This is a genomic window from Arthrobacter rhombi (assembly GCF_900163545.1).
GTDB classification, from domain to species: domain Bacteria; phylum Actinomycetota; class Actinomycetes; order Actinomycetales; family Micrococcaceae; genus Arthrobacter_H; species Arthrobacter_H rhombi_A.
This window is the reverse complement of sequence record NZ_FUHW01000044.1, coordinates 43692-64047: the sequence shown is the minus strand read 5'-3', so window position 1 is coordinate 64047 and position 20356 is coordinate 43692. Positions and strand designations below refer to the sequence as shown.

33 protein-coding genes are annotated in these 20356 nt (G+C 61.9%); 1 reads left to right on the top strand and 32 read right to left on the bottom strand.

Going from position 1 to position 20356, the window contains the following annotated elements:
* The first annotated feature begins 23 nt into the window (after nt 1-23).
* The gene (gene mscL, locus FM101_RS13040) at nt 24-413 is read left to right on the top strand and encodes a large conductance mechanosensitive channel protein MscL (RefSeq protein ID WP_087000355.1); all 390 of its coding nucleotides are present in this window, start codon (nt 24-26) and stop codon (nt 411-413) included.
* Nucleotides 414-530: 117 nt separating this feature from the next.
* On the opposite strand, the gene glmM is transcribed toward mscL, so the two are convergent.
* From glmM to rplC, 32 genes are all read right to left on the bottom strand, one after another.
* Nucleotides 531-1877, bottom strand: coding sequence for a phosphoglucosamine mutase (gene glmM / locus FM101_RS13035; protein WP_087000353.1), 1347 nt, complete (start codon nt 1875-1877; stop codon nt 531-533).
* A gap of 156 nt (nt 1878-2033) precedes the next feature.
* Entirely contained in the window at nt 2034-2537 is a 504-nt protein-coding gene (gene rpsI / locus FM101_RS13030; RefSeq protein WP_087000351.1) for a 30S ribosomal protein S9, read from the bottom strand.
* Between the two features lie 41 nt (nt 2538-2578).
* Nucleotides 2579-3022 carry a 50S ribosomal protein L13 gene (rplM, locus tag FM101_RS13025; RefSeq protein ID WP_087000349.1) on the bottom strand — a complete coding sequence of 148 codons (444 nt, stop codon included), beginning with the start codon at nt 3020-3022 and terminating at the stop codon, nt 2579-2581.
* Between the two features lie 325 nt (nt 3023-3347).
* Nucleotides 3348-4286, bottom strand: coding sequence for a tRNA pseudouridine synthase A (locus FM101_RS13020; RefSeq protein ID WP_087000347.1), 939 nt, complete (start codon nt 4284-4286; stop codon nt 3348-3350).
* Between the two features lie 132 nt (nt 4287-4418).
* A complete protein-coding gene (rplQ, locus tag FM101_RS13015; RefSeq protein ID WP_087000345.1) occupies nt 4419-4919 on the bottom strand; it encodes a 50S ribosomal protein L17 in 501 nt (166 codons plus the stop codon).
* Between the two features lie 81 nt (nt 4920-5000).
* Nucleotides 5001-6011, bottom strand: a complete 1011-nt coding sequence (locus FM101_RS13010; protein ID WP_087000343.1) for a DNA-directed RNA polymerase subunit alpha — start codon at nt 6009-6011, stop codon at nt 5001-5003.
* A 173-nt stretch (nt 6012-6184) separates the two neighbouring features.
* Nucleotides 6185-6586, bottom strand: a complete 402-nt coding sequence (rpsK, locus tag FM101_RS13005) for a 30S ribosomal protein S11 (protein ID WP_087000341.1) — start codon at nt 6584-6586, stop codon at nt 6185-6187.
* A gap of 37 nt (nt 6587-6623) precedes the next feature.
* Nucleotides 6624-6998 carry a 30S ribosomal protein S13 gene (rpsM, locus tag FM101_RS13000; protein WP_087000339.1) on the bottom strand — a complete coding sequence of 125 codons (375 nt, stop codon included), beginning with the start codon at nt 6996-6998 and terminating at the stop codon, nt 6624-6626.
* A gap of 157 nt (nt 6999-7155) precedes the next feature.
* Nucleotides 7156-7269 (bottom strand): 50S ribosomal protein L36, encoded by a 114-nt coding sequence (rpmJ, locus tag FM101_RS12995; protein ID WP_087000337.1) that lies wholly within the window; start codon nt 7267-7269, stop codon nt 7156-7158.
* A 79-nt stretch (nt 7270-7348) separates the two neighbouring features.
* Complete coding sequence (gene infA, locus FM101_RS12990; protein WP_007271050.1) at nt 7349-7570, bottom strand: translation initiation factor IF-1; 222 nt, start codon at nt 7568-7570, stop codon at nt 7349-7351.
* A 239-nt stretch (nt 7571-7809) separates the two neighbouring features.
* Nucleotides 7810-8640, bottom strand: a complete 831-nt coding sequence (gene map, locus FM101_RS12985) for a type I methionyl aminopeptidase (RefSeq protein ID WP_087000335.1) — start codon at nt 8638-8640, stop codon at nt 7810-7812.
* A gap of 123 nt (nt 8641-8763) precedes the next feature.
* Nucleotides 8764-9339 carry an adenylate kinase gene (locus tag FM101_RS12980; protein ID WP_087000334.1) on the bottom strand — a complete coding sequence of 192 codons (576 nt, stop codon included), beginning with the start codon at nt 9337-9339 and terminating at the stop codon, nt 8764-8766.
* Nucleotides 9336-10640, bottom strand: a complete 1305-nt coding sequence (gene secY / locus FM101_RS12975; RefSeq protein WP_087000332.1) for a preprotein translocase subunit SecY — start codon at nt 10638-10640, stop codon at nt 9336-9338. Before secY ends, FM101_RS12980 begins: the two co-directional genes overlap by 4 nt.
* A 247-nt stretch (nt 10641-10887) precedes the next feature.
* Complete coding sequence (gene rplO / locus FM101_RS12970; protein ID WP_087000330.1) at nt 10888-11343, bottom strand: 50S ribosomal protein L15; 456 nt, start codon at nt 11341-11343, stop codon at nt 10888-10890.
* A gap of 2 nt (nt 11344-11345) precedes the next feature.
* Complete coding sequence (gene rpmD, locus FM101_RS12965) at nt 11346-11552, bottom strand: 50S ribosomal protein L30 (RefSeq protein ID WP_087000328.1); 207 nt, start codon at nt 11550-11552, stop codon at nt 11346-11348.
* Nucleotides 11553-11555: 3 nt separating this feature from the next.
* Nucleotides 11556-12266 (bottom strand): 30S ribosomal protein S5, encoded by a 711-nt coding sequence (rpsE, locus tag FM101_RS12960; protein WP_087000326.1) that lies wholly within the window; start codon nt 12264-12266, stop codon nt 11556-11558.
* Entirely contained in the window at nt 12263-12634 is a 372-nt protein-coding gene (gene rplR, locus FM101_RS12955; protein ID WP_087000324.1) for a 50S ribosomal protein L18, read from the bottom strand. The genes rpsE and rplR overlap by 4 nt, the downstream gene beginning before the upstream one ends.
* A gap of 2 nt (nt 12635-12636) precedes the next feature.
* On the bottom strand, nt 12637-13173 hold the full coding sequence (rplF, locus tag FM101_RS12950; protein ID WP_087000322.1) for a 50S ribosomal protein L6: 537 nt from the start codon (nt 13171-13173) through the stop codon (nt 12637-12639).
* Nucleotides 13174-13191: 18 nt separating this feature from the next.
* Nucleotides 13192-13590: a 30S ribosomal protein S8 gene (gene rpsH / locus FM101_RS12945; protein WP_087000320.1), complete on the bottom strand. Its 399-nt coding sequence runs from the start codon at nt 13588-13590 to the stop codon at nt 13192-13194.
* 60 nt (nt 13591-13650) lie between these two features.
* Complete coding sequence (rplE, locus tag FM101_RS12940; RefSeq protein WP_087000318.1) at nt 13651-14223, bottom strand: 50S ribosomal protein L5; 573 nt, start codon at nt 14221-14223, stop codon at nt 13651-13653.
* Entirely contained in the window at nt 14223-14585 is a 363-nt protein-coding gene (rplX, locus tag FM101_RS12935; protein ID WP_087000316.1) for a 50S ribosomal protein L24, read from the bottom strand. Before rplX ends, rplE begins: the two co-directional genes overlap by 1 nt.
* A 2-nt stretch (nt 14586-14587) precedes the next feature.
* On the bottom strand, nt 14588-14956 hold the full coding sequence (gene rplN, locus FM101_RS12930; protein WP_087000314.1) for a 50S ribosomal protein L14: 369 nt from the start codon (nt 14954-14956) through the stop codon (nt 14588-14590).
* A gap of 397 nt (nt 14957-15353) precedes the next feature.
* The gene (rpsQ, locus tag FM101_RS12925; RefSeq protein WP_087000312.1) at nt 15354-15644 is read right to left on the bottom strand and encodes a 30S ribosomal protein S17; all 291 of its coding nucleotides are present in this window, start codon (nt 15642-15644) and stop codon (nt 15354-15356) included.
* Complete coding sequence (gene rpmC / locus FM101_RS12920; RefSeq protein ID WP_087000310.1) at nt 15644-15961, bottom strand: 50S ribosomal protein L29; 318 nt, start codon at nt 15959-15961, stop codon at nt 15644-15646. Before rpmC ends, rpsQ begins: the two co-directional genes overlap by 1 nt.
* Before the next feature lie 2 nt (nt 15962-15963).
* Nucleotides 15964-16380 (bottom strand): 50S ribosomal protein L16, encoded by a 417-nt coding sequence (gene rplP, locus FM101_RS12915; protein WP_087000308.1) that lies wholly within the window; start codon nt 16378-16380, stop codon nt 15964-15966.
* A complete protein-coding gene (rpsC, locus tag FM101_RS12910; protein WP_087000306.1) occupies nt 16381-17202 on the bottom strand; it encodes a 30S ribosomal protein S3 in 822 nt (273 codons plus the stop codon).
* Nucleotides 17203-17568 (bottom strand): 50S ribosomal protein L22, encoded by a 366-nt coding sequence (rplV, locus tag FM101_RS12905; protein WP_087000304.1) that lies wholly within the window; start codon nt 17566-17568, stop codon nt 17203-17205.
* Nucleotides 17569-17624: 56 nt separating this feature from the next.
* Nucleotides 17625-17906 (bottom strand): 30S ribosomal protein S19, encoded by a 282-nt coding sequence (rpsS, locus tag FM101_RS12900; RefSeq protein WP_087000303.1) that lies wholly within the window; start codon nt 17904-17906, stop codon nt 17625-17627.
* A 12-nt stretch (nt 17907-17918) separates the two neighbouring features.
* Complete coding sequence (gene rplB / locus FM101_RS12895; protein ID WP_087000301.1) at nt 17919-18758, bottom strand: 50S ribosomal protein L2; 840 nt, start codon at nt 18756-18758, stop codon at nt 17919-17921.
* A 29-nt stretch (nt 18759-18787) separates the two neighbouring features.
* Complete coding sequence (gene rplW / locus FM101_RS12890; protein WP_087000299.1) at nt 18788-19093, bottom strand: 50S ribosomal protein L23; 306 nt, start codon at nt 19091-19093, stop codon at nt 18788-18790.
* On the bottom strand, nt 19090-19695 hold the full coding sequence (gene rplD, locus FM101_RS12885; protein WP_087000298.1) for a 50S ribosomal protein L4: 606 nt from the start codon (nt 19693-19695) through the stop codon (nt 19090-19092). The genes rplW and rplD overlap by 4 nt, the downstream gene beginning before the upstream one ends.
* 4 nt (nt 19696-19699) lie before the next feature.
* Nucleotides 19700-20350, bottom strand: coding sequence for a 50S ribosomal protein L3 (gene rplC, locus FM101_RS12880; protein WP_087000296.1), 651 nt, complete (start codon nt 20348-20350; stop codon nt 19700-19702).
* Nucleotides 20351-20356 lie beyond the last annotated feature (6 nt).

Sequence of the window (20356 nt, the reverse complement as noted above, 5' to 3'; positions counted from 1 at the left end):
CAGACATCTGTATAGTTGTTCGCATGTTACAGGGATTCAAGGAATTCATCATGAAGGGCAACGTCGTTGACCTTGCCGTCGCCGTCGTCATTGGTGGCGCCTTCGCCACAGTGATCGATGCGTTAGTCAACAGCGTTCTGATGCCGTTGATCTCGGTGCTCGTCGGCACCCCGAACTTCGATAACTTCCTGGCCGTCGGCCCGGAGCACGCGATCAAGATCGGCGTCCTGCTCACCGCAGTCGTCAACTTCTTGCTCGTCGCTGCGGCAATCTACTTCGTCGTGGTCATGCCCATGAACAAGATGATTGAACGCCGCAACGCCCGTCTGGGCATTCTTCCCGAAGAGGAGGAAATCGATCCACAAGTCCTCCTGCTCACCGAAATCCGCGACTCCCTCCAGCCGCGTACTTAGTCTTCTTTGAAGGACCGGCTGCTACCTGCAACCGGATAAACCCAGCGGGCCCCGTCTCAGGACGGGGCCCGCTCGATTTTCATGGCTAGGCTCTGTTCGACCTGCCGGTCTCTGTGGTCAGAGCGCCAATTCGTTCTTGACGACACCGGCCAACCGGCTGGCCACATCGTCGGCGACGAGGTGGTCGGTCGCCTCGACCATCACCCGGACGACCGGCTCGGTACCGGAGGGACGCAGCAAAACCCGTCCGGCACCGCCTAATTCGTTTTCCGCGCCTTGGACGGCCAATGAGACCGCTGCGTTGGAGTGCGCGGCGTGCTTGTCCACGCCCTTCACGTTGATCAGCACCTGTGGAAGGACCTCCATGACGGCCGCCAATTCCTTCAGGGTCTTCCCCGTGGCTGCCACGCGCGCGGCGATTTGCAAACCGGTCAGTACGCCATCACCGGTCGTGGCGAAGTCGGAGAAGATCACGTGCCCTGACTGTTCGCCACCGAGGGTGAACCCGCCGTCGCGCATGCCCTCCAGAACGTAGCGGTCCCCCACCCCTGTTTCGGCGATGGTGATGCCCGCGGCTTCCATGGCCATCTTCAACCCCAGGTTACTCATGACCGTGGCCACGAGCGTGTCATCCTTGAGCTTGCCGGCCTCCTTGAACGCCACGGCCATGATGGCCATGATCTGGTCCCCATCCACGACGCTGCCTTCGTTGTCAACGGCCAGGCACCGGTCGGCGTCCCCATCGTGGGCAATACCCAGGTCGGCCCCCTCAGACAGGACCTTCGCCTGAAGCATCTCCAAATGGGTCGAGCCGCAACCGTCGTTGATGTTGTTTCCATCGGGATTCGCCCCGATCACCACCACCTCTGCCCCAGCGGCGGCGAAGGCATCCGGCGAGCAACCGCTAGCCGCGCCATGGGCACAATCCAAGACGATCTTCAGCCCTTCAAGACGGTGCGGCATGGTCTTGAGCAGATGGACCACATAGCGGTCCTCCGCATCCGCGAAGCGTTGAATCCGGCCCACGTCCGCGCCGAGCGGCCGGGGGGACTCCCGATCCAGCTCGGCTTCGATGGCATCTTCTTGAGCGTCGGAGAGCTTCTGGCCTCCGCGGGCCAAGAATTTGATGCCATTATCGGGTGCCGGGTTATGCGAAGCGGAGATCACAACACCGAAGTCCGCTTCGATATCGGCGATGAGGTAGGCGGCCGCCGGAGTCGGCAGGACGCCGGCATCGAAGACGTCGACCCCCACGGAGGCGAAACCAGCTTCGATGGCTGCGGAAATGAAATCACCACTGATTCGAGGGTCACGTGCGATCACGGCCACCGGGCGGGTTCCCTCGGCAACAGTTCGCAGACCAAGCACCACTGCTGCTGCCTGCGCCAAGTTCATGGCGAGTGCCGGGGTGATCAGTTCGTTTGCTTTTCCACGCACACCATCGGTGCCAAATAATCTAGCCATCCAGCCCATCTTATCGCCCGGAAACGATAAAAATGAGGCGACTGGCAACGATCCGGCCACACTTTCACCCTCACACGGCCCCATTAAGCGGCCGAGGGCCCCACGGCATATGCCGTGGGGCCCTCGGTGGGAACCCTGGGGTTCCAGGGAAGCAGATTAACGCTTCGAGTACTGCGAGGCCTTGCGTGCCTTCTTGAGGCCAGCCTTCTTGCGCTCGATGACGCGGGCGTCACGAGTCAGGAAGCCGGCCTTCTTCAGGGCCGGACGGTTGTTCTCGCGGTCAATCTCGTTCAATGAGCGAGCAACACCCAGGCGCAGTGCGCCGGACTGGCCGGAAGGCCCGCCACCGTGGATGTTGGCGATCACATCATACGCACCGTCGAGCTCCAGGAGCTTGAACGGATCGTTGACTTCCTGCTGGTGCAGCTTATTCGGGAAGTACTCCTCCAGCGTGCGACCGTTGACGGTCCACTGGCCGGTGCCCGGGGACAACCGAACGCGGGCGATAGCCTGCTTGCGACGGCCGACGGCGGAGCCACCGACAGTCAGTGCCGGACGTTCCTTGACGACGGTCTCTTCGGCCGCCGGGGACGACTCGGAGGTGTAAGCGGACGGAGCCGCACCCTCGGTTTCATTCAGCTCTTCAGTGTTCTGAGCCACGATTCTCCTTGAAAACTAGTCTCTTGTTTCGGGGCCCAGCGCTACTGCGCGACCTGGGTGATTTCGAAGGTCTTGGGCTGCTGGGCAGCATGCGGGTGCTCGGCTCCGCGGTAGACCTTGAGCTTGCCCAGCTGCTGAGCAGCCAGGGAGTTCTTGGGAAGCATGCCCCTGATGGCCTTCTCAACTGCCTGAACCGGGTTCTTTTCCAACAGTTCGGCGTAGCTGACGGACCTCAGACCACCCGGGAAACCGGAGTGGCGGTAGGCGCGCTTCTTTTCGAGCTTGGCGCCGGTGAGGGCAACCTTCTCGGCGTTGATGATGACGACGAAGTCACCCATGTCCATATGAGCTGCATAGGTGGCCTTGTGCTTGCCGCGCAGCAGGGTTGCGGTCTGGCTGGCGAGTCGGCCCAGCACGATGTCAGTGGCGTCGATGACGTGCCACTGGCGATCTGCGTCGCCGGGCTTCGGAGTGTACGTACGCACGTTTATTGCCTTCGTTTCCTTGGATACTGGTCAAGCGTTCCACCTGCGGTAGCTGTGAGATCCACCAGCAGGGAAGAGCACTGTGTTATCGATGCGCTGTACCAGTTCTTCAGGTGAGGTCTGAATCTAACCGGCCATCCATCAGCTGCCTGCAGTCTCCACAGACCAGGGCCCTGCAACTGGGCCGTCACGCGGAAAAAGTTGTGTCAGGCATAGGACATGCACAACAGCAGCCTACTTTACCGTATGCGCGGCCCGGCACCAAAAGCCGCGATACCGGGCCTTTACTGCTCCCCTGTCCTGGGCCCCCAGGCGCCCAGGCGCCTCAGGATCTCTGCAGGTCTTCGGGACGACGCCGCGCGCGGGTGGTTTCGGCACGCAGGCCCAGCTGGTCGTCTTCCGGGTAGGCCACCTGTTCCAACACCAGCGGGTGCGGTGCGGCCATGCGGGTCCGATGGTCTCGGATCGGCTCCGCGATCCGACGTTCCACCCATCCCGGAGCTTCCTCCCCATCGCCGACCCGCAGGACCGCGCCGATGAGGGTGCGCACCATGTTGTGGCAGAACGCGTCGGCTTGGAGGCTGGCCACTAATGTGCCGTCCTCGGCCCGGGTAAAGGTAAATGCTTCCAGGGTCCGAATGGTGGTGGCGAAGTTCTTGGGCCGGCAATAGGACAGGAAATCATGTCGGCCGAGGGCAACCTGCGCCTCGGCGTTCAGGAGCCCCGGGTCCAGCTCCCGCGGATGCCATAACGTCGTGGACCGGGTGAGTGGATCCCACCGATGCTGCCCGTCGGCGATGCGGTAGCTGTATCGGCGCCACAGTGCGGAGAATCGGGCGTCAAAACCATCGGCTGCGGCCCTCGCCTCGTGGACGAAGACCTCTCCCCCGATGCGGGACGTGACACCGCGGACGCGTCGCAGCAGCGCCTCGTCTTCGGTCAGGTTCTTTCCGCGGGGCAGGGCCCGGTATTCGGCTTCGGTCAGATCAAAATGGGCGACTTGTCCCCTGGCGTGGACTCCCGCATCCGTCCGGCCGGCGACCGTGGTGCGGACGGCACGCCGAAAGAGCAGCCCCAGAGCCTCCTCAAGGCTCCCCTGGACCGTACGCCGCCCCGGTTGGGTGGCCCAGCCGGAGAAACCAGAGCCGTCATAGGCCAAGCGCAGGCGGATGCGCACGGTCGCGGGTTCCACGGTGTTGGCCCCGGCCACGCCGCTTCCAGCGTCGGGCACACGTCCGCTGGCGGTGTCGAGGGGGAAGTCCATGAACCGAGTCTAGAAGCGGTGCACGCTGTGGCGCCATTTGGGTGGGGCACGCCGCTCACGACGAAGGGGCCGGGACCATCCCGTGGGATGGTCCCGGCCCCTTCTGAAGAGGAGTCGGCTTAGGGCCTAACCTTACTTATCGTCGGATGCCTCGGTGGCTTCCGCCGGAGCCTCGGTCTCGGCGACCTCGGGCTCGGCAACCGGAGCGGACGTCTCGGCAGCCTTGGTGGCTTCCTTCACGACGGCCTGCTTCGGGGAAACGGGCTCGAGTACCAGTTCGATGACAGCCATGGGGGCGTTGTCGCCCTTGCGGTTGCCGATCTTGGTGATGCGGGTGTAGCCACCTTCACGCTCGGCCATGGCCGGGGCGATGTTGGTGAACAGCTCGTGCACCACTGACTTGTTGGTCCGGTTGCGCGAGGCAATAGCCGCCTGGACGCGACGACGCGAGGACAGGTCTCCGCGCTTCGCGAAGGTGATCAGGCGCTCGGCGTAGGGACGCAGGCGCTTGGCCTTCGTCACCGTCGTCGTGACCGACTTGTGCTCGAAGAGCTGGGTCGACAGGTTCGCCAGCATGAGGCGCTCGTGGGCTGCTCCGCCTCCGAGGCGCTTTCCCTTAGGTGGGGTAGGCATTGTTTTTTCTCCTAGATGGAGCCCGCCGCCCCGCGCAACGGCGCGGGCCTTGGGGCAAAGTACATTACTTTGAAGGCGGCCTTAGGCCTCTTCGTCACCGAATTCGGCGTCGTCCTCGTCACTGGCGGCTACACGCGCGGCCAGATCAAACCCTGGAGGTGAATCCTTCAGGGACAGACCCAGCTCGATCAGCTTGGCCTTGACCTCGTCGATGGACTTGGCACCGAAGTTCCGGATGTCCATCAGGTCGGCCTCGGAGCGAGCAACCAGCTCGCCTACCGTGTGGATTCCCTCGCGCTTGAGGCAGTTGTACGACCGGACGGTCAGCTCGAGATCTTCGATCGGCAGAGCCATGTCGGCGGCGAGTGCGGCGTCCGTCGGGGACGGGCCGATCTCGATGCCTTCGGCGGCCGAGTTCAGCTCGCGGGCGAGTCCGAACAGTTCAACCAGGGTCGTACCTGCCGAAGCGACGGCGTCGCGGGGCAGGATGGAGTCCTTGGTCTCGACGTCGACAATGAGCTTGTCGAAGTCGGTGCGCTGCTCGACACGAGTGGCCTCCACACGGAAGGTCACCTTCAGAACGGGTGAGTAGATGGAGTCGACCGGAATACGGCCGATCTCGGCATCAAGGCTCTTGTTCTGAGCCGCCGAAACGTAGCCGCGGCCACGCTCGATCGTGAGTTCCATATCGAACTTGCCCTTCGCGTTCAACGTCGCGATGTGCAGATCCGGGTTGTGGAACTCGACGCCGGCCGGCGGGGTGATATCCGCGGCCGTGACGACGCCGGGGCCCTGCTTGCGCAGGTAGGCGACGACTGGTTCGTCATGCTCTGAGGACACAGCAAGGTTCTTGATGTTCAGGATCAGTTCGGTGACGTCTTCCTTCACACCCTGAACGGTGGTGAACTCGTGCAGCACGCCGTCGATGCGAACACTGGTGACAGCTGCACCAGGGATCGAGGACAGCAGCGTGCGGCGCAGCGAGTTGCCCAGGGTGTAGCCGAAACCCGGCTCCAAGGGCTCAATCGTGAACCGTGAACGGTTCGGGGCAACTACTTCTTCGGTAAGGGTGGGGCGCTGTGCAATAAGCACTTACATTTCCTTTCAGCGAGCATCCGCTATATGACGCAACACATGTGGGTGGAAACGACGTCTGCCGTCAGGCGTCCGTCTAGATCGGGCGAATGATCCGCAGTTGGCGCGCGCCGCCGTCGTCCCCGGAATATACGGAGACGACGGCGGCACAGGCCTATAACTGGGTCAAACTAGACGCGGCGGCGCTTCGACGGGCGGCAACCGTTATGGGCGCTCGGGGAAACATCCTGGATGGATCCCACTTCGAGGCCGGTGGCCTGCAGTGAGCGGATGGCGGTTTCGCGACCCGAACCCGGTCCCTTTACGAACACGTCGACCTTCTTCATGCCGTGTTCCTGGGCACGCTTGGCGGCCGACTCGGCTGCCATCTGCGCGGCGTACGGGGTCGACTTGCGTGAACCCTTGAATCCGACCTCTCCGGCCGAGGCCCACGAGATGACGGCACCGGTCGGGTCCGTGATGGACACGATGGTGTTGTTGAAGGTGCTCTTGATGTGCGCCTGACCAAGCGCGATGTTCTTCTTGTCCTTGCGACGCGGCTTGCGGACCGCTCCACGAGTCTTTGGGGGCATTGCTAACTCCTACGAAGTATTTGGCTGGGACCGCTGTTTAGCGGGTCTTCTTCTTACCGGCGACGGTGCGCTTCGGGCCCTTGCGGGTGCGAGCGTTGGTCTTGGTGCGCTGTCCGCGGACCGGCAGGCCCTTGCGGTGGCGAATGCCCTCGTAGGAGCCGATCTCTACCTTGCGGCGGATGTCGGCCGAAACTTCGCGGCGGAGATCGCCCTCGACCTTGAAGTTGCCCTCAACGTAGTCGCGCAGCTGCAGGAGCTGGTCGTCACTGAGGTCCTTCACACGAGTTTCCGGGGTGATCCCGGTCTCGGCAATAGTTTGTTCTGCACGGGTTCTACCCACGCCGTAGATGTATGTCAGCGCAATGACAACACGCTTTTCGCGCGGGATGTCTACGCCTGCAAGACGAGCCATATTGGTGTCTTCCTTACATGATTTTCGGAGGTCTGGAGGCAGCACATCCCGTTTCCAGGTCCCCGGCCTCCGTGCCCGGGGGTATGCGTCCCGCGTAATGGACGCCGTACTGCCGATATTCGATTACTACGCGCAGGTTGAGATTCCCGAAGGAGACTTAGCCCTGACGCTGCTTGTGGCGTGGATTTGCGCAGATCACCATGACCCGCCCATTACGGCGAATCACCTTGCACTGCTCGCAGATCGGCTTCACGCTAGGGTGAACCTTCACGGTATTTCCTTTGCGGTTGCGGTTTCAGTGGAACGATAACGACCTTCGCTCCCCCGGAAGACCGGGAGGACGGAAGTCCCTACTTGTAGCGGTAGACGATGCGTCCGCGATTGAGGTCGTACGGGCTGAGTTCCACCACTACGCGATCCTCAGGAAGGATTCGAATGTAGTGCTGACGCATCTTTCCCGAGATAGTGGCAAGTACCACGTGTCCATTCGGCAGCTCAACGCGGAACATCGCGTTGGGCAGTGCTTCTGACACGGCGCCTTCTACCTCGATGACACCCTCTTTCTTGGCCATATCCTCCGCTAACGTTTGTGCCGGTCGCTGACGCTTCCGACGTGTATGTTCGTGGCTGACGAGCGCCCGTGCCCGACAGCAGCATAAGACCGCGTGTTTTTTGGGCACAAACGTAGAGACAACCAACAAATAATCCTACGCTCTGGAACCCAATATGCGAAATCCCCGGTTTGATCACCGCGCACCTGCCGGAAGAGTGATAGTGCCCCTCGACGGGGACCCTTCTTCTGCCGCGGCACCTAGTCCTGGAGCGGTGCCGGGGTGATCCCGAAGGGTGCCAGGCCGGCCGCACCGCCGTCGTGCGCCGATAGTACCCAGATCCCTCCCAGGTGTACCGCCACCGAATGCTCCCACTGCGAGGCTCTCGACCCGTCGGTGGTCACGACCGTCCAGTCATCATCCAACGTGCGGGTTTCGATGCCCCCGCGGACCAACATCGGCTCAATGGCCAGGCACATGCCCGGCTTTACCCGTGCGCCGCGGTCCCCGGACCGGTAGTTGAGCACGTCCGGGGCCTGGTGCATCTCCGTGCCAATGCCGTGGCCGACATAATCCTCCAGAATCCCCAACGGCTCACCTTCGACGGAACTGACGTAGTCGTCGATGGCTTCTCCGATGGCGCCAACGAATCGTGCGTTGGCCAGGGCGGCGATTCCCCGCCACATGGCTTGCTCGGTGACATCGGAGAGCCGCTGGTCGGCGGGGTCAGGAGTACCCACCAAAATGGTCCGCGCGGAGTCTGAATGCCAGCCATCGATGATGGCCCCACCATCAATTTTCAGAACGTCCCCATCGGCGAGTACGTAGTCGGAGGGGAACCCGTGAACGACCTGATCGTTCACCGAAGCGCAGATCGTGGCAGGGAACCCATAGTAGCCCTTGAAGTTCGAGGTGGCCCCGTGACGTTCCAGCACCCCTTCGAAGAGCGCATCGAGTTCTGCCGTCGTGGTCCCGATACGTGCGGCGTCAACCACGGTGTCCAACGCTTCGGCCAGCACCAGTCCGGCTTCTCTCATTTTACGGATCTGTGCGTTGGACTTGTACTCGATCTTGGGCTGGCCGAATGCCATGCGGTGTTCCTTTGTTTCGTTGTTCATCTGCGGGGTGCTTCTCGGTAAACACCCCTGAAATGCCGCGACGGCCGCCCCACGCGAGAGATCACGTGGAGCGGCCGTCGGTTCAGGCCGGTGACGTTAGGACGCGTCGCCTTCGAGGGCGCTCATCACACGGTGGGTGACCTCGTCGATGTCGCCCAGCCCGTCGACGTGGCGGACGATACCCCGTTCGAGGTAACGGTCCACGACGACCTGGGTCTGCTTTTCGTAGACATCTAGGCGGTGCCGGATGACTTCCTCGGTGTCGTCTGCCCGGCCTTCGACCTCGGCTCGCTTGAGCAAGCGGGCCACCAGCTCATCGGAGTCGGCGGTCAACTGCAGGACGATATCCAACGAGGTCTTGTTTTCCTCTAGGATCGCGTCGAGTTCGTCGACCTGGGCCGAGGTGCGCGGGTAACCGTCCAAGAGGAAACCTTCGGCCACGTCATCCTGCTTGAGACGGTCACGCACCATGCGGTTGGTGACCGAATCGGGGACATAGTCTCCGGCGTCCATGTATTGCTTGGCTTCGATCCCCAACGGGGTTCCGCCCTTGACGTTGGCACGGAAGATGTAGCCCGTGGAGATCGCAACGATCCCCAGCTGCTCCGTAATACGTGCTGCCTGCGTTCCTTTGCCCGAACCAGGCGGGCCAATGATCAAAAGTCTGGTCATCGCAGAAGTCCTTCGTAGTGTCGCTGTTGCATCTGGGCGTTGATTTGCTTAACCGTTTCCAGTCCCACACCAACCATGATGAGGACCGAGACGCCGCCGAACGGGAAGTTCTGATCGGCCTTGATCAGGACGAAGGCGATCAATGGCGTCAGTGCGATCAGGCCAAGATAGATGGCTCCGGGGAACGTGATGCGGCTGAGCACGTAGGACAGGTAGTCCGCCGTGGGCTTGCCGGCACGGATACCCGGAATGAATCCACCGTACTTCTTCATATTGTCCGAGACCTCGATCGGGTTGAACGTGATCGCGACGTAGAAGTAGGTGAAGAATATGGTCAGCAGCAGGTAGACGAGCATGTACAACGGGCTGCTACCGCTGAAGTTGGTTTGGATCCAGGCGGCCCAGCCGGGCAGCGAACCATCGGGGTTCATATTGAACTGGATGAGCATCTGCGGCAGCGCCAACATTGATGACGAGAAGATCACCGGGATCACGCCGGCCATGTTGACCTTGATCGGGATGTAGGTGGAGCTGCCCCCGACGGTGCGTCGACCCACCATGCGCTTGGCATACTGCACCGGCACACGACGCTGGGACAGCTCGACGAAGACGACCAAGGCCACGACGCACAGCCCGATGATGATGACTCCGGTGAAGACGCCCCACCCCTGGGTGCTGGCGATGGAGCCCATCGAGGAGGGGAAGCCCGAAGCGATCGACACGAAGATCAGGATGGACATGCCGTTGCCAACACCCTTTTCGGTGACGAGTTCGCCGAGCCACATGATCATGCCTGTGCCGGCGGTCAAGACGATCACCATGAGCAGGATGTGCACAATGCTCTGATCGGGAATGATCGGCAACTGGCAGCCTTGGAAGAGGTTTCCGCTGCGGGCCAACGACACCAGGGTGGTGGCCTGCAGGAGTCCGAGGGCGATCGTGAGATAGCGGGTGTACTGCGTCAGGGTCGCTTGACCGGCCGCGCCTTCCTTATGAAGGTCTTCGAACCGGGGAATGACCACGCGCAGCAGCTGCACGATGATGGAAGCGGTGATGTAGGGCATGATCCCGAGGGCGAAGATCGAGACCTGCAACAGGGCGCCGCCACTGAAGAGGTTGACGAACTGGTAGAGCCCACCGGAAGTATCGCCCATTTCAAGGCATTGTTGGACGTTGCCGTAGTCGACCCCTGGCGCGGGAATGTAGACGCCGAGACGGTAGATGGCAATGATGCTGAGCGTGAACAGCAACTTACGTCGCAGGTCAGGCGTCCGGAAGACCCGGGCAATGGCGCTGAGCAAGCGTCCTCCTGAAAGGTGTGGTTTCGGCCTGATGCCGTAATGGACTTCTGAGAGTCTACCGGTTCTCGGGACTGTTCGAAGCAGTGGGACGGCCGGTGCCACCGTGAAGTGGCCCCGGAACTAGGTGCCCGGCAGGTGGTGGGGTTCTCCCATCGTTCCGTGGGGCGGGATGCGAAAGGTCCCCAGCGCGCCGGGACCTGCCCGGGCGTTGGGGACCTTTCAGCTGTGCCGTGCTTTCATCGGGACCTTAGAGCGAGGTCACCGAGCCGCCGGCGGCAGCGATCTTGTCCGCGGCTGACGCCGAGAAGGCGTCGGCCTTGACGTTCACCTTGACGGTGATGTCGCCGGAACCCAGGACCTTGACGGGCTGGTTCTTACGAACCGCACCCTTCTCGACCAGGTTGTCGACGGTGATGTCGCCGCCTTCGGGGAACAGCTCCGAGATCTTGTCCAGGTTCACGACCTGGTACTCGATACGGAACGGGTTCTTGAAGCCGCGCAGCTTCGGCAGGCGCATATGCAGCGGCAGCTGCCCGCCTGCGAAGCCAGCCTTGACCTGGTAGCGGGCCTTGGTGCCCTTCATGCCACGGCCTGCGGTCTTGCCCTTGGACGCTTCACCGCGACCCACACGGGTCTTGCTGGTCTTAGCGCCTTCGGCGGGACGCAGGTGGTGTACCTTCAGTGACTTTTCGTTACTGGCCATGATTACTTCGCCTCCTCAACCGTTACGAGGTGCTGAACCTTGTTGACCATACCGACGGTCACGGCATCGGCGTCACGCACCACTGTGTGGTGCATACGCTTCAGGCCGAGTGACCGCAAGGTGTCACGCTGGTTCTGCTTGCCGCCAATGACGGACTTGGTCTGGGTGATTACCAGCTTCGCGTTGCTCGCGACAATGTTCTTCGCCACAGCTTACGCACCTGCCTTCTGGTTGAGCGTGCGCAGCATCTGGGCCGGCACGACTTCGTCCATCGGCAGTCCACGGCGCGCAGCAACTGCGGCCGGCTCCTCCAGGGCCTTCAACGCCGCGACGGTGCCGCGAACAATGTTGATCTGGTTGGCGGAGCCCATGGACTTCGACAGAACGTCATGGATACCAGCGCACTCGAGCACGGCACGCACCGGACCACCGGCGATAACGCCGGTACCCGGAGCAGCCGGACGCAAGAGCACAACGCCAGCGGCGGCTTCACCCAGCACCAGGTGCGGGATGGTGGTGCCGACGCGGGGAACGCGGAAGAACGACTTCTTGGCTTCTTCAACGCCCTTGGCGATGGCCGCGGGAACTTCCTTGGCCTTGCCGTATCCGACGCCGACCATGCCGTTGCCGTCGCCCACCACAACAAGTGCGGTGAAGCTGAAGCGGCGGCCGCCCTTGACGACCTTGGACACGCGGTTGATAGCTACCACGCGCTCAAGGAACTTGTCCTTGTCATCGTTGCGGCTGTCCTTGGAATCGCGGCCGCGGCCACGTCCCTCGCCACGGCCACGGCTTTCGCCACGACCGCCCTTTTCGCCGCTCTTTTCGTTGCGACGACCGGCGGAGGTGTTCTCCGTCGTGGTCGTAGCTGCCTCAGTGGTTTCCGACACCTGAGTTTCCTTCTCGTTAGTAGCTTCGCTCACAGTGCCAGCCCACCTTCCCGCGCGCCGTCCGCTACCGCGGCCACTCGGCCGTGGTACCTATTGCCTCCGCGGTCAAAGACCACGGTATCGATGCCTGCGGCCTTGGCACGCTCAGCGATCAGTTCGCCGACGCGCTTGGCCTTGGCGGTTTTGTCACCGTCGAAGGAACGAAGGTCCGCTTCCATGGTGGACCCGGATGCCATCGTGACGCCCTGGCTGTCATCGACAACCTGGACGAAGATGTGGCGAGCCGAACGGTTGACCACCAGGCGCGGGCGCAGGCCCGAACCGGTGACGCGCTTGCGGACGCGCAGATGGCGACGGCTGCGAGCTGCGGCCTTGCTCTTACCCTTAATTGAAAGAGCCATGTTTACTTACCAGCCTTTCCGACCTTGCGGCGGATAACTTCGCCTTCATAGCGGATGCCCTTGCCCTTATAGGGATCCGGCCGACGGAGCTTGCGGATGTTGGCTGCAACTTCGCCAACCTGCTGCTTGTTGATGCCGGAGACAATCACCTTGTTGTTGCCCTCAACGGCGAGCGTGATGCCCTCCGGAGCTTCAACGGGGACCGGGTGCGAGAAACCCAGAGCGAACTCCAGGTTGCTGCCCTTGGCCAGCACGCGGTAACCGGTGCCGTGGATTTCCAGCTTCTTGGAGTAGCCGTCGGTGACCCCGGTGATCATGTTGGAGATCATCGTGCGGGTCAGGCCATGCAACGAACGCGATTCGCGCTCGTTATCCGGACGCGACACCGTGAGGACATTGTCCTCCAGGGCAACCGTGATCGGGGAGACAACGGTGAAGTTGAGCTCGCCCTTGGCGCCCTTGACGGCAATCTCGGATCCGTTGACCTTCAGGTCGACGCCGGCAGGGATAGTGATTGGAAGTCGTCCAATACGTGACATGGTGCTTCTCCCTTCCCGTTACCAGACGTAGGCGAGGACTTCCCCACCTACACCCTTCTTGGCTGCCTGGCGGTCCGTCAGGAGACCCGAGGACGTGGACAGAATGGCGATGCCGAGTCCACCAAGGACATGCGGCAAGTTGGTGGACTTCGCGTAAACGCGGAGGCCCGGCTTGGAAATACGGCGGACGCCAGCGATGGAACGCTCACGGCTCGGACCGAACTTCAGGTTGATGGTCAGGTTTTTGCCTACCTCGGCGGCCTCTTCGACGAAGTCGCCGATGTAGCCTTCCGCCTTGAGGATCTGGGCAACGCGCACCTTCAGTTTTGAAGACGGCATGGACACGGTGTCGTGGTATGCCGAGTTCGCGTTGCGCAGACGAGTCAGCATGTCTGCGACAGGATCTGTCATTGTCATTTGGGCTGAGGCCCTTCCTCGCTACGGTTTCCGCTCCCGCGGACCTGCAACGTAGTTGATCTAGTTATCGTCGGTCCTGAACGGGAAGCCCAACGCCTTGAGGAGCGCGCGGCCTTCTTCGTCGGTCTTGGCGGTGGTCACCACAGTGATGTCCATGCCGCGGACCCGGTCAACCTTGTCCTGGTCGATTTCGTGGAACATTGCCTGTTCCGTGAGACCGAAGGTGTAGTTGCCGTTTCCGTCGAACTGCTTGCCGTTCAGACCGCGGAAGTCGCGGATACGCGGCAGAGCCAAGGTGACCAGGCGGTCAACGAATTCCCACATGCGATCGTTGCGCAGCGTGGCGTGGGTGCCAATCGGCATTCCCTCGCGCAGCTTGAACTGTGCGATCGACTTGCGGGCCTTGGTCACGAGCGGCTTCTGGCCGGTGATGGCCGTCAGGTCGCGAACAGCGCCTTCGATGAGCTTGGAATCCTTGGCTGCCTCGCCGACACCCATGTTCACAACGACCTTGACCAGGTTCGGGACCTGCATCACGTTCGTGTAGCTGAACTCGGTCTGCAGAGCTTCGCGGACCTCGGAGCGGTACTTCGCCTTCAGGCGCGGCTGAACCTTTACTGCTGTTTCAGTCATTAGAGTGCCTTTCCGGAAGCCTTGGCGTAACGAACACGCACAGTCTTCTTCACGCCATTCGTTTCCACGGTTTCTTCGCGGAAGCCAACGCGGGTCGGCTTCTTCGACTCGGGGTCAATGACCGCGACGTTCGAAACGTGGAGGGGAGCCTCAACGACCTCAATGCCGCCCGTGGAGGCGCCGCTTTCGGTCTGGCCGGCCCGAGTGTGCTTGGTGACGCGGTTGATGCCCTCGACGAGCACGCGGTTCGCCTCGGGGAACACCTTCAGGACCTTGCCCTGCTTGCCGCGGTCTCCACCGCGATCGGCCTTGGCGCCGGTGATGACCTGAACCAGGTCACCCTTCTTGATTTTTGCGCCCATGGTTACAGCACCTCCGGAGCCAGCGAAACGATCTTCATGAACTTCTTATCGCGAAGTTCACGCCCGACGGGACCGAAGATACGGGTACCCCGCGGCTCGGTGTCCGCCTTGAGGATGACCGCTGCGTTCTCGTCGAACTTGATGTACGAACCGTCGACGCGGCGACGTTCCTTCTTCGTGCGGACGATGACGGCCTTAACCACATCGCCCTTCTTGACGTTGCCGCCAGGGATTGCATCCTTGACGGTGGCGACAATAGTGTCGCCGATGCCTGCGTAGCGACGTCCGGATCCACCGAGAACACGGATGGTAAGGATTTCCTTAGCACCGGTGTTGTCAGCCACCTTGAGTCGCGACTCCTGCTGAATCACTTTCAACTCCTGTCGTCTCGCCGGTTCTCCTAGGGAGCCTTGCGGAACGGATATGGTCCATCTGCGACGCTCGCTTACCCCCATCTCCAACACAGGCAGGATTCACGGGGAATCCGATGCTGCTGGGGAAATCGGGCCGAGGCGAAATGCCGCAGAGCCGTGCCGCGCACCGAGCCCGGATCAGACCGGGCCGCGCACGAATGCCTGCCATGAAGGTGGATAGTCCTCGCAACAGAGCGCACAGGCTGTCGAGTCTACGCCAGAGGTGCACTGAGGACCAAACCCGTGATATGGGGGCCACGCAAGCGGCCTCTTAACAAAAGCACGACGCCGGTGCGCTCCCCTCTCGGGGCGCTCACCGGCGTCGTGCTTTAGATCCCTGCGGACCGGGAGGAGGCTACTTGGCCTTCTCCACGATCTCGACCAGGCGCCAGTTCTTGTCCTTGGACAAGGGGCGGGTCTCAGCGATGATCACCAAGTCGCCGATGCCGGCGGTGTTGGCTTCGTCGTGAGCCTTGATCTTCTTATTACGACGCATGACCTTGCCGTACAAGGCGTGCTTCACACGGTCCTCGACGTCAACGACGATGGTCTTCTGCATCTTGTCGGAAACCACGTACCCGCGGAGGGTTTTGCGGTAACCGCGAGCTTCTGCTGCTTCAGCCACTGCGTTCTCCTTCTCGCTCATTACTTGGCTTCCTCAGGTGCATCGGCCGGCTCGGCCGTCTTCGAGGACTTCTTGGCCTTCTTATCGGCCTTGACTTCCTCGACGGGGGTCGAAACCTCCGCACGAATTCCGAGCTCACGCTCGCGCATCACGGTGTAGATGCGTGCGATATCGCGCTTGACCGACTTCAGACGACCATGCGACTCGAGCTGACCGGTGGCGGACTGGAAACGAAGGTTGAACAACTCTTCCTTCGCCTTTTTCAGTTCCTCGACCAGACGGGCGTTATCGTAGCCATCCAGCTGTTCGGTGGCGAGATCCTTGGATCCGATTGCCATACCTATTCACCACCCTCACGACGCACGATGCGTGCCTTCAGCGGCAGCTTGTGGATCGCCAGGCGCAGGGCCTCGCGAGCTACCTCATCGGTAACACCGGAGAGTTCGAAGAGAACCCGTCCCGGCTTGACGTTTGCAACCCACCACTCAGGTGAACCCTTACCGGAACCCATACGGGTTTCGGCAGGCTTCTTGGTCAGCGGGCGGTCCGGATAAATGTTGATCCAGACCTTACCGCCACGCTTGATGTGACGGGTCATGGCAATACGGGCAGCTTCGATCTGACGGTTGGTCACGTAGGCCGGTGTTAAGGCCTGGATTCCGTAGTCACCGAAGGAGACCGTGGTGCCGCCGCTAGCCATGCCCGAACGATCCGGGTGGTGCTGCTTGCGGAACTTTACTCGGCGTGGGATCAGCATTTAAGCCTGTCCTCCTTCTGCGGACGCCGGAGCCTGAGCCGCCGGAGCAGCTTCGGTTGCCGGAGCGCCGGTATTGCGGTCGTTACGACGACGGCGATCTCCACCCGGTCCACCCGGACGTCCACCGCCACGCTCGCCACGGCCACGGGCCGGGGCAGCAGCGTTCTGTGCAGCAAGTTCCTTGCTGGTCAGGTCGCCCTTGTAGATCCAGACCTTCACGCCAATGCGGCCGAAGGTGGTCTTCGCTTCGAACTTGCCGTAGTCGATGTTCGCGCGCAGGGTGTGCAGCGGCACACGACCTTCGCGGTAGAACTCCTTGCGGGACATTTCCGCACCGCCCAGACGGCCAGCGCACTGGACACGGATGCCCTTGGCGCCTGACCGCATGGCGGACTGCATGGCCTTCTTCATCGCACGGCGGAAAGCCACGCGTGAAGCAAGCTGTTCGGCGATGCCCTGGGCAACCAGCTGAGCTTCGATCTCGGGGTTCTTGACCTCGAGGATGTTCAGCTGAACCTGCTTGCCGGTGAGCTTCTCCAGCTCGCCGCGGATGCGATCGGCTTCGGCGCCGCGGCGGCCGATGACGATGCCCGGGCGGGCGGTGTGGATGTCAACGCGGACACGATCGCGGGTGCGCTCGATCTCCACCTTGGCGATGCCGGCACGGTCCATGCCGGTGGTCATGAGCTCGCGGATCTTGACGTCCTCGCGGACGAAATCCTTGTAGCGCTGACCCGGCTTGTTACCGTCGGCGAACCAGTGCGACACGTGGTCCGTGGTGATGCCGAGACGGAACCCGTTTGGGTTGATCTTCTGTCCCATTTACTTTTCCCCACCCTTCTCCGGGCTTGAAACAACCACGGTGATGTGGCTGGTGCGCTTGTTGATGCGGTAGGCGCGGCCCTGGGCCCGCGGCTGGAACCGCTTCATCGTCGCACCTTCGTCAACGAAGGCTTCGCTGATGAACAGCTCGTCCTCGTTGAACGCAACACCATCACGGTCGGCGGCGACACGGGCGTTTGCCACGGCCGACGCAACTACCTTGAGTACCGGCTCCGAAGCACCCTGCTGGGCAAACTTCAGAATCGCCAGAGCCTCATTCGCCTGCTTGCCACGAACAAGGTCGACGACGCGCCGGGCCTTCATAGGCGTTACGCGGATATGGCGCGCAATTGCCTTGGCTTCCATTGCTTTCCTTCTCTCGTCTATCAAAGGGATGCTCAGCGCTCAATAACCCTTGCGGGTTAGCGGCGCTTACCCTTCCTGTCGTCCTTTACGTGGCTGCGGAATGTCCGCGTCGAGGCGAATTCGCCGAGCTTGTGCCCGACCATCGACTCAGTGACAAACACGGGAATGTGCTTGCGTCCGTCGTGTACGGCGATCGTGTGCCCGAGCATGTCGGGGATGATCATCGAACGGCGGGACCACGTCTTGATGACGTTCTTGGTGCCCTTTTCGTTCTCAGCAGCTACCTTCACAAAAAGGTGCTGATCGACGAAGGGGCCTTTCTTCAGGCTGCGTGGCATGTCTCCAGGCTCCTATCGCTTGTTCTTGCCAGTACGACGACGACGCACAATGAGCTTGTCGCTTTCCTTGTTCGGACGGCGGGTACGGCCTTCCGGCTTGCCGTTCGGGTTGACCGGGTGACGACCGCCACTGGTCTTGCCCTCACCACCACCGTGCGGGTGGTCGATCGGGTTCATAACCACACCACGCACGGTCGGGCGAACTCCCTTCCAGCGCATGCGGCCGGCCTTGCCCCAGTTGATGTTCGACTGTTCGGCGTTGCCGACATAGCCGACCGTCGCACGGCAGCGAACGTCCACGTTCCGGATTTCGCCGGAAGGCAGGCGGAGCTGCGCGAAGCGGCCCTCACGGGCAACCAGCTGGACCGAAGCGCCAGCCGAACGTGCCATCTTGGCACCCCCGCCTGGACGCAACTCCACTGCGTGGAGCACGGTACCGACCGGAACGTTGCGCAGCGGCAGGTTGTTGCCCGGCTTGATGTCGGCGTTCGGGCCGGCTTCAACCGAGTCTCCCTGGGAGAGCTTATTCGGAGCGATGATGTACCGCTTGGTTCCATCAATGTAGTGCAGCAGCGCAATGCGGGCGGTGCGGTTCGGGTCGTACTCGATATGAGCGACCTTGGCCGGCACGCCGTCCTTGTCATGACGACGGAAGTCGATCAGACGGTATTGGCGCTTATGTCCACCACCCTTATGACGGGTAGTGATCTTGCCGGAACTGTTGCGTCCACCGGTCTTGGTGAGCGGGCGGAGCAGCGACTTTTCCGGGGTAGTCCGGGTAATTTCTGCGAAGTCGGCCACGCTCGAGCCACGCTGGCCCGGGGTAGTCGGCTTGTATTTACGGATTGCCATGTTTTATTCCTCGTTAAAGTGGTCTCCGCTTATGAAAGCGGACCGCCGAAGATGTCGATCGTGCCTTCTTTAAGGGAGATGATCGCTCGCTTGGTAGCTTTGCGGGCTCCCCATCCGAAGCGGGTGCGCTTGCGCTTACCTGCACGGTTGATGGTGTTGACGGAGTCAACCTTGACGGAGAAGATGCTCTCCACCGCCAGCTTGATTTCCGTCTTATTCGAGCGCGGGTCGACCAAGAAGGTGTATTTGCCTTCGTCGATCAGGCCGTAGCTCTTTTCCGAAACGACCGGCGCCAGGATGACGTCGTGCGGGGACTTGGAGAAGGTGGCGCTCACTTGGCGTCCTCCTTGTTGACCAGGGCATCGAATGCGGCCTTAGTGAATACCACGTCATCGGCAACCAGAACATCGTAAGTGTTCAACTGGTCGACGTAGAGAGCGTGGACGTCCACGAGGTTGCGCACGGAGAGTGCTGCAACATCATTGGCGCGGTCGATGACTACGAGCAGGTTCTTGCGCTCGGTGAGAGCGCGCAGGGTGGCCAGTGCTTCCTTGGTGGACGGCGTGGTGCCGGCAACCAAGTTCTCGATCACGTGAACGCGATCGTGACGGGCACGGTCCGAGAGGGCTCCGCGCAGGGCGGCGACCTTCATCTTCTTGGGGGTGCGCTGCGAGTAATCGCGAGGCGTCGGTCCGTGGACGATGCCACCACCGGTCATCTGAGGTGCACGGATGGAGCCCTGACGAGCCCGGCCGGTGCCCTTCTGCTTGAACGGCTTCCGACCTGCACCTGAAACCTCGGCGCGGGTCTTGGTCTTGTGCGTACCCTGACGGGCGGCAGCAAGCTGACCTACGACGACTTGGTGCAGCAGCGGAATGTTGGTCTGGACATCGAAGATCTTGCCCGGGAGCTCGACCTTGAGTGCTGTGTTAGCCATTTGCTTATGCTCCCTTCACGGCGGTGCGCACGAGGACGACCCGGCCGCGGGCGCCGGGAACGGCACCCTTGATCAACAGGAGGTTCTTCTCGGCGTCGACTCCGTGAACCGTGAGGTTCATCGTGGTCACGCGCTCGTTGCCCATGCGGCCAGCCATGCGCTGTCCCTGGAAAACGCGGCCGGGCGTGGATGCCCCGCCGATGGAACCGGGCTTGCGGTGGTTCTTATGTGCACCGTGCGAGGCACTGGCACCGTGGAAACCGTGGCGCTTCATGACGCCGGCGAAGCCCTTGCCCTTGGAGGTGCCCACGACGTCGACCTTCTGGCCGGATTCGAAGACGTCCACGGCCAGTTCCTGGCCCAGGCTGTACGTATCGGCATCCGCGGTGCGCAGCTCAACAACGTGGCGACGCGGGGTGACCCCTGCGGCCTCGAAGTGGCCGGCCAACGGCTTGGTGACCTTACGCGGGTCGATCTGGCCGTAGCCGATCTGAACCGCTGAGTAGCCATCCCGTTCCGCATTGCGGAGCTGGGTGACGACGTTGGAATCTACCTGCACGACAGTGACGGGGATGAGGTTGTGGCTCTCATCCCAGACCTGGGTCATGCCGAGCTTCGTGCCCAGCAGGCCCTTTACATTACGGGTTGCGGTCATAGTTTC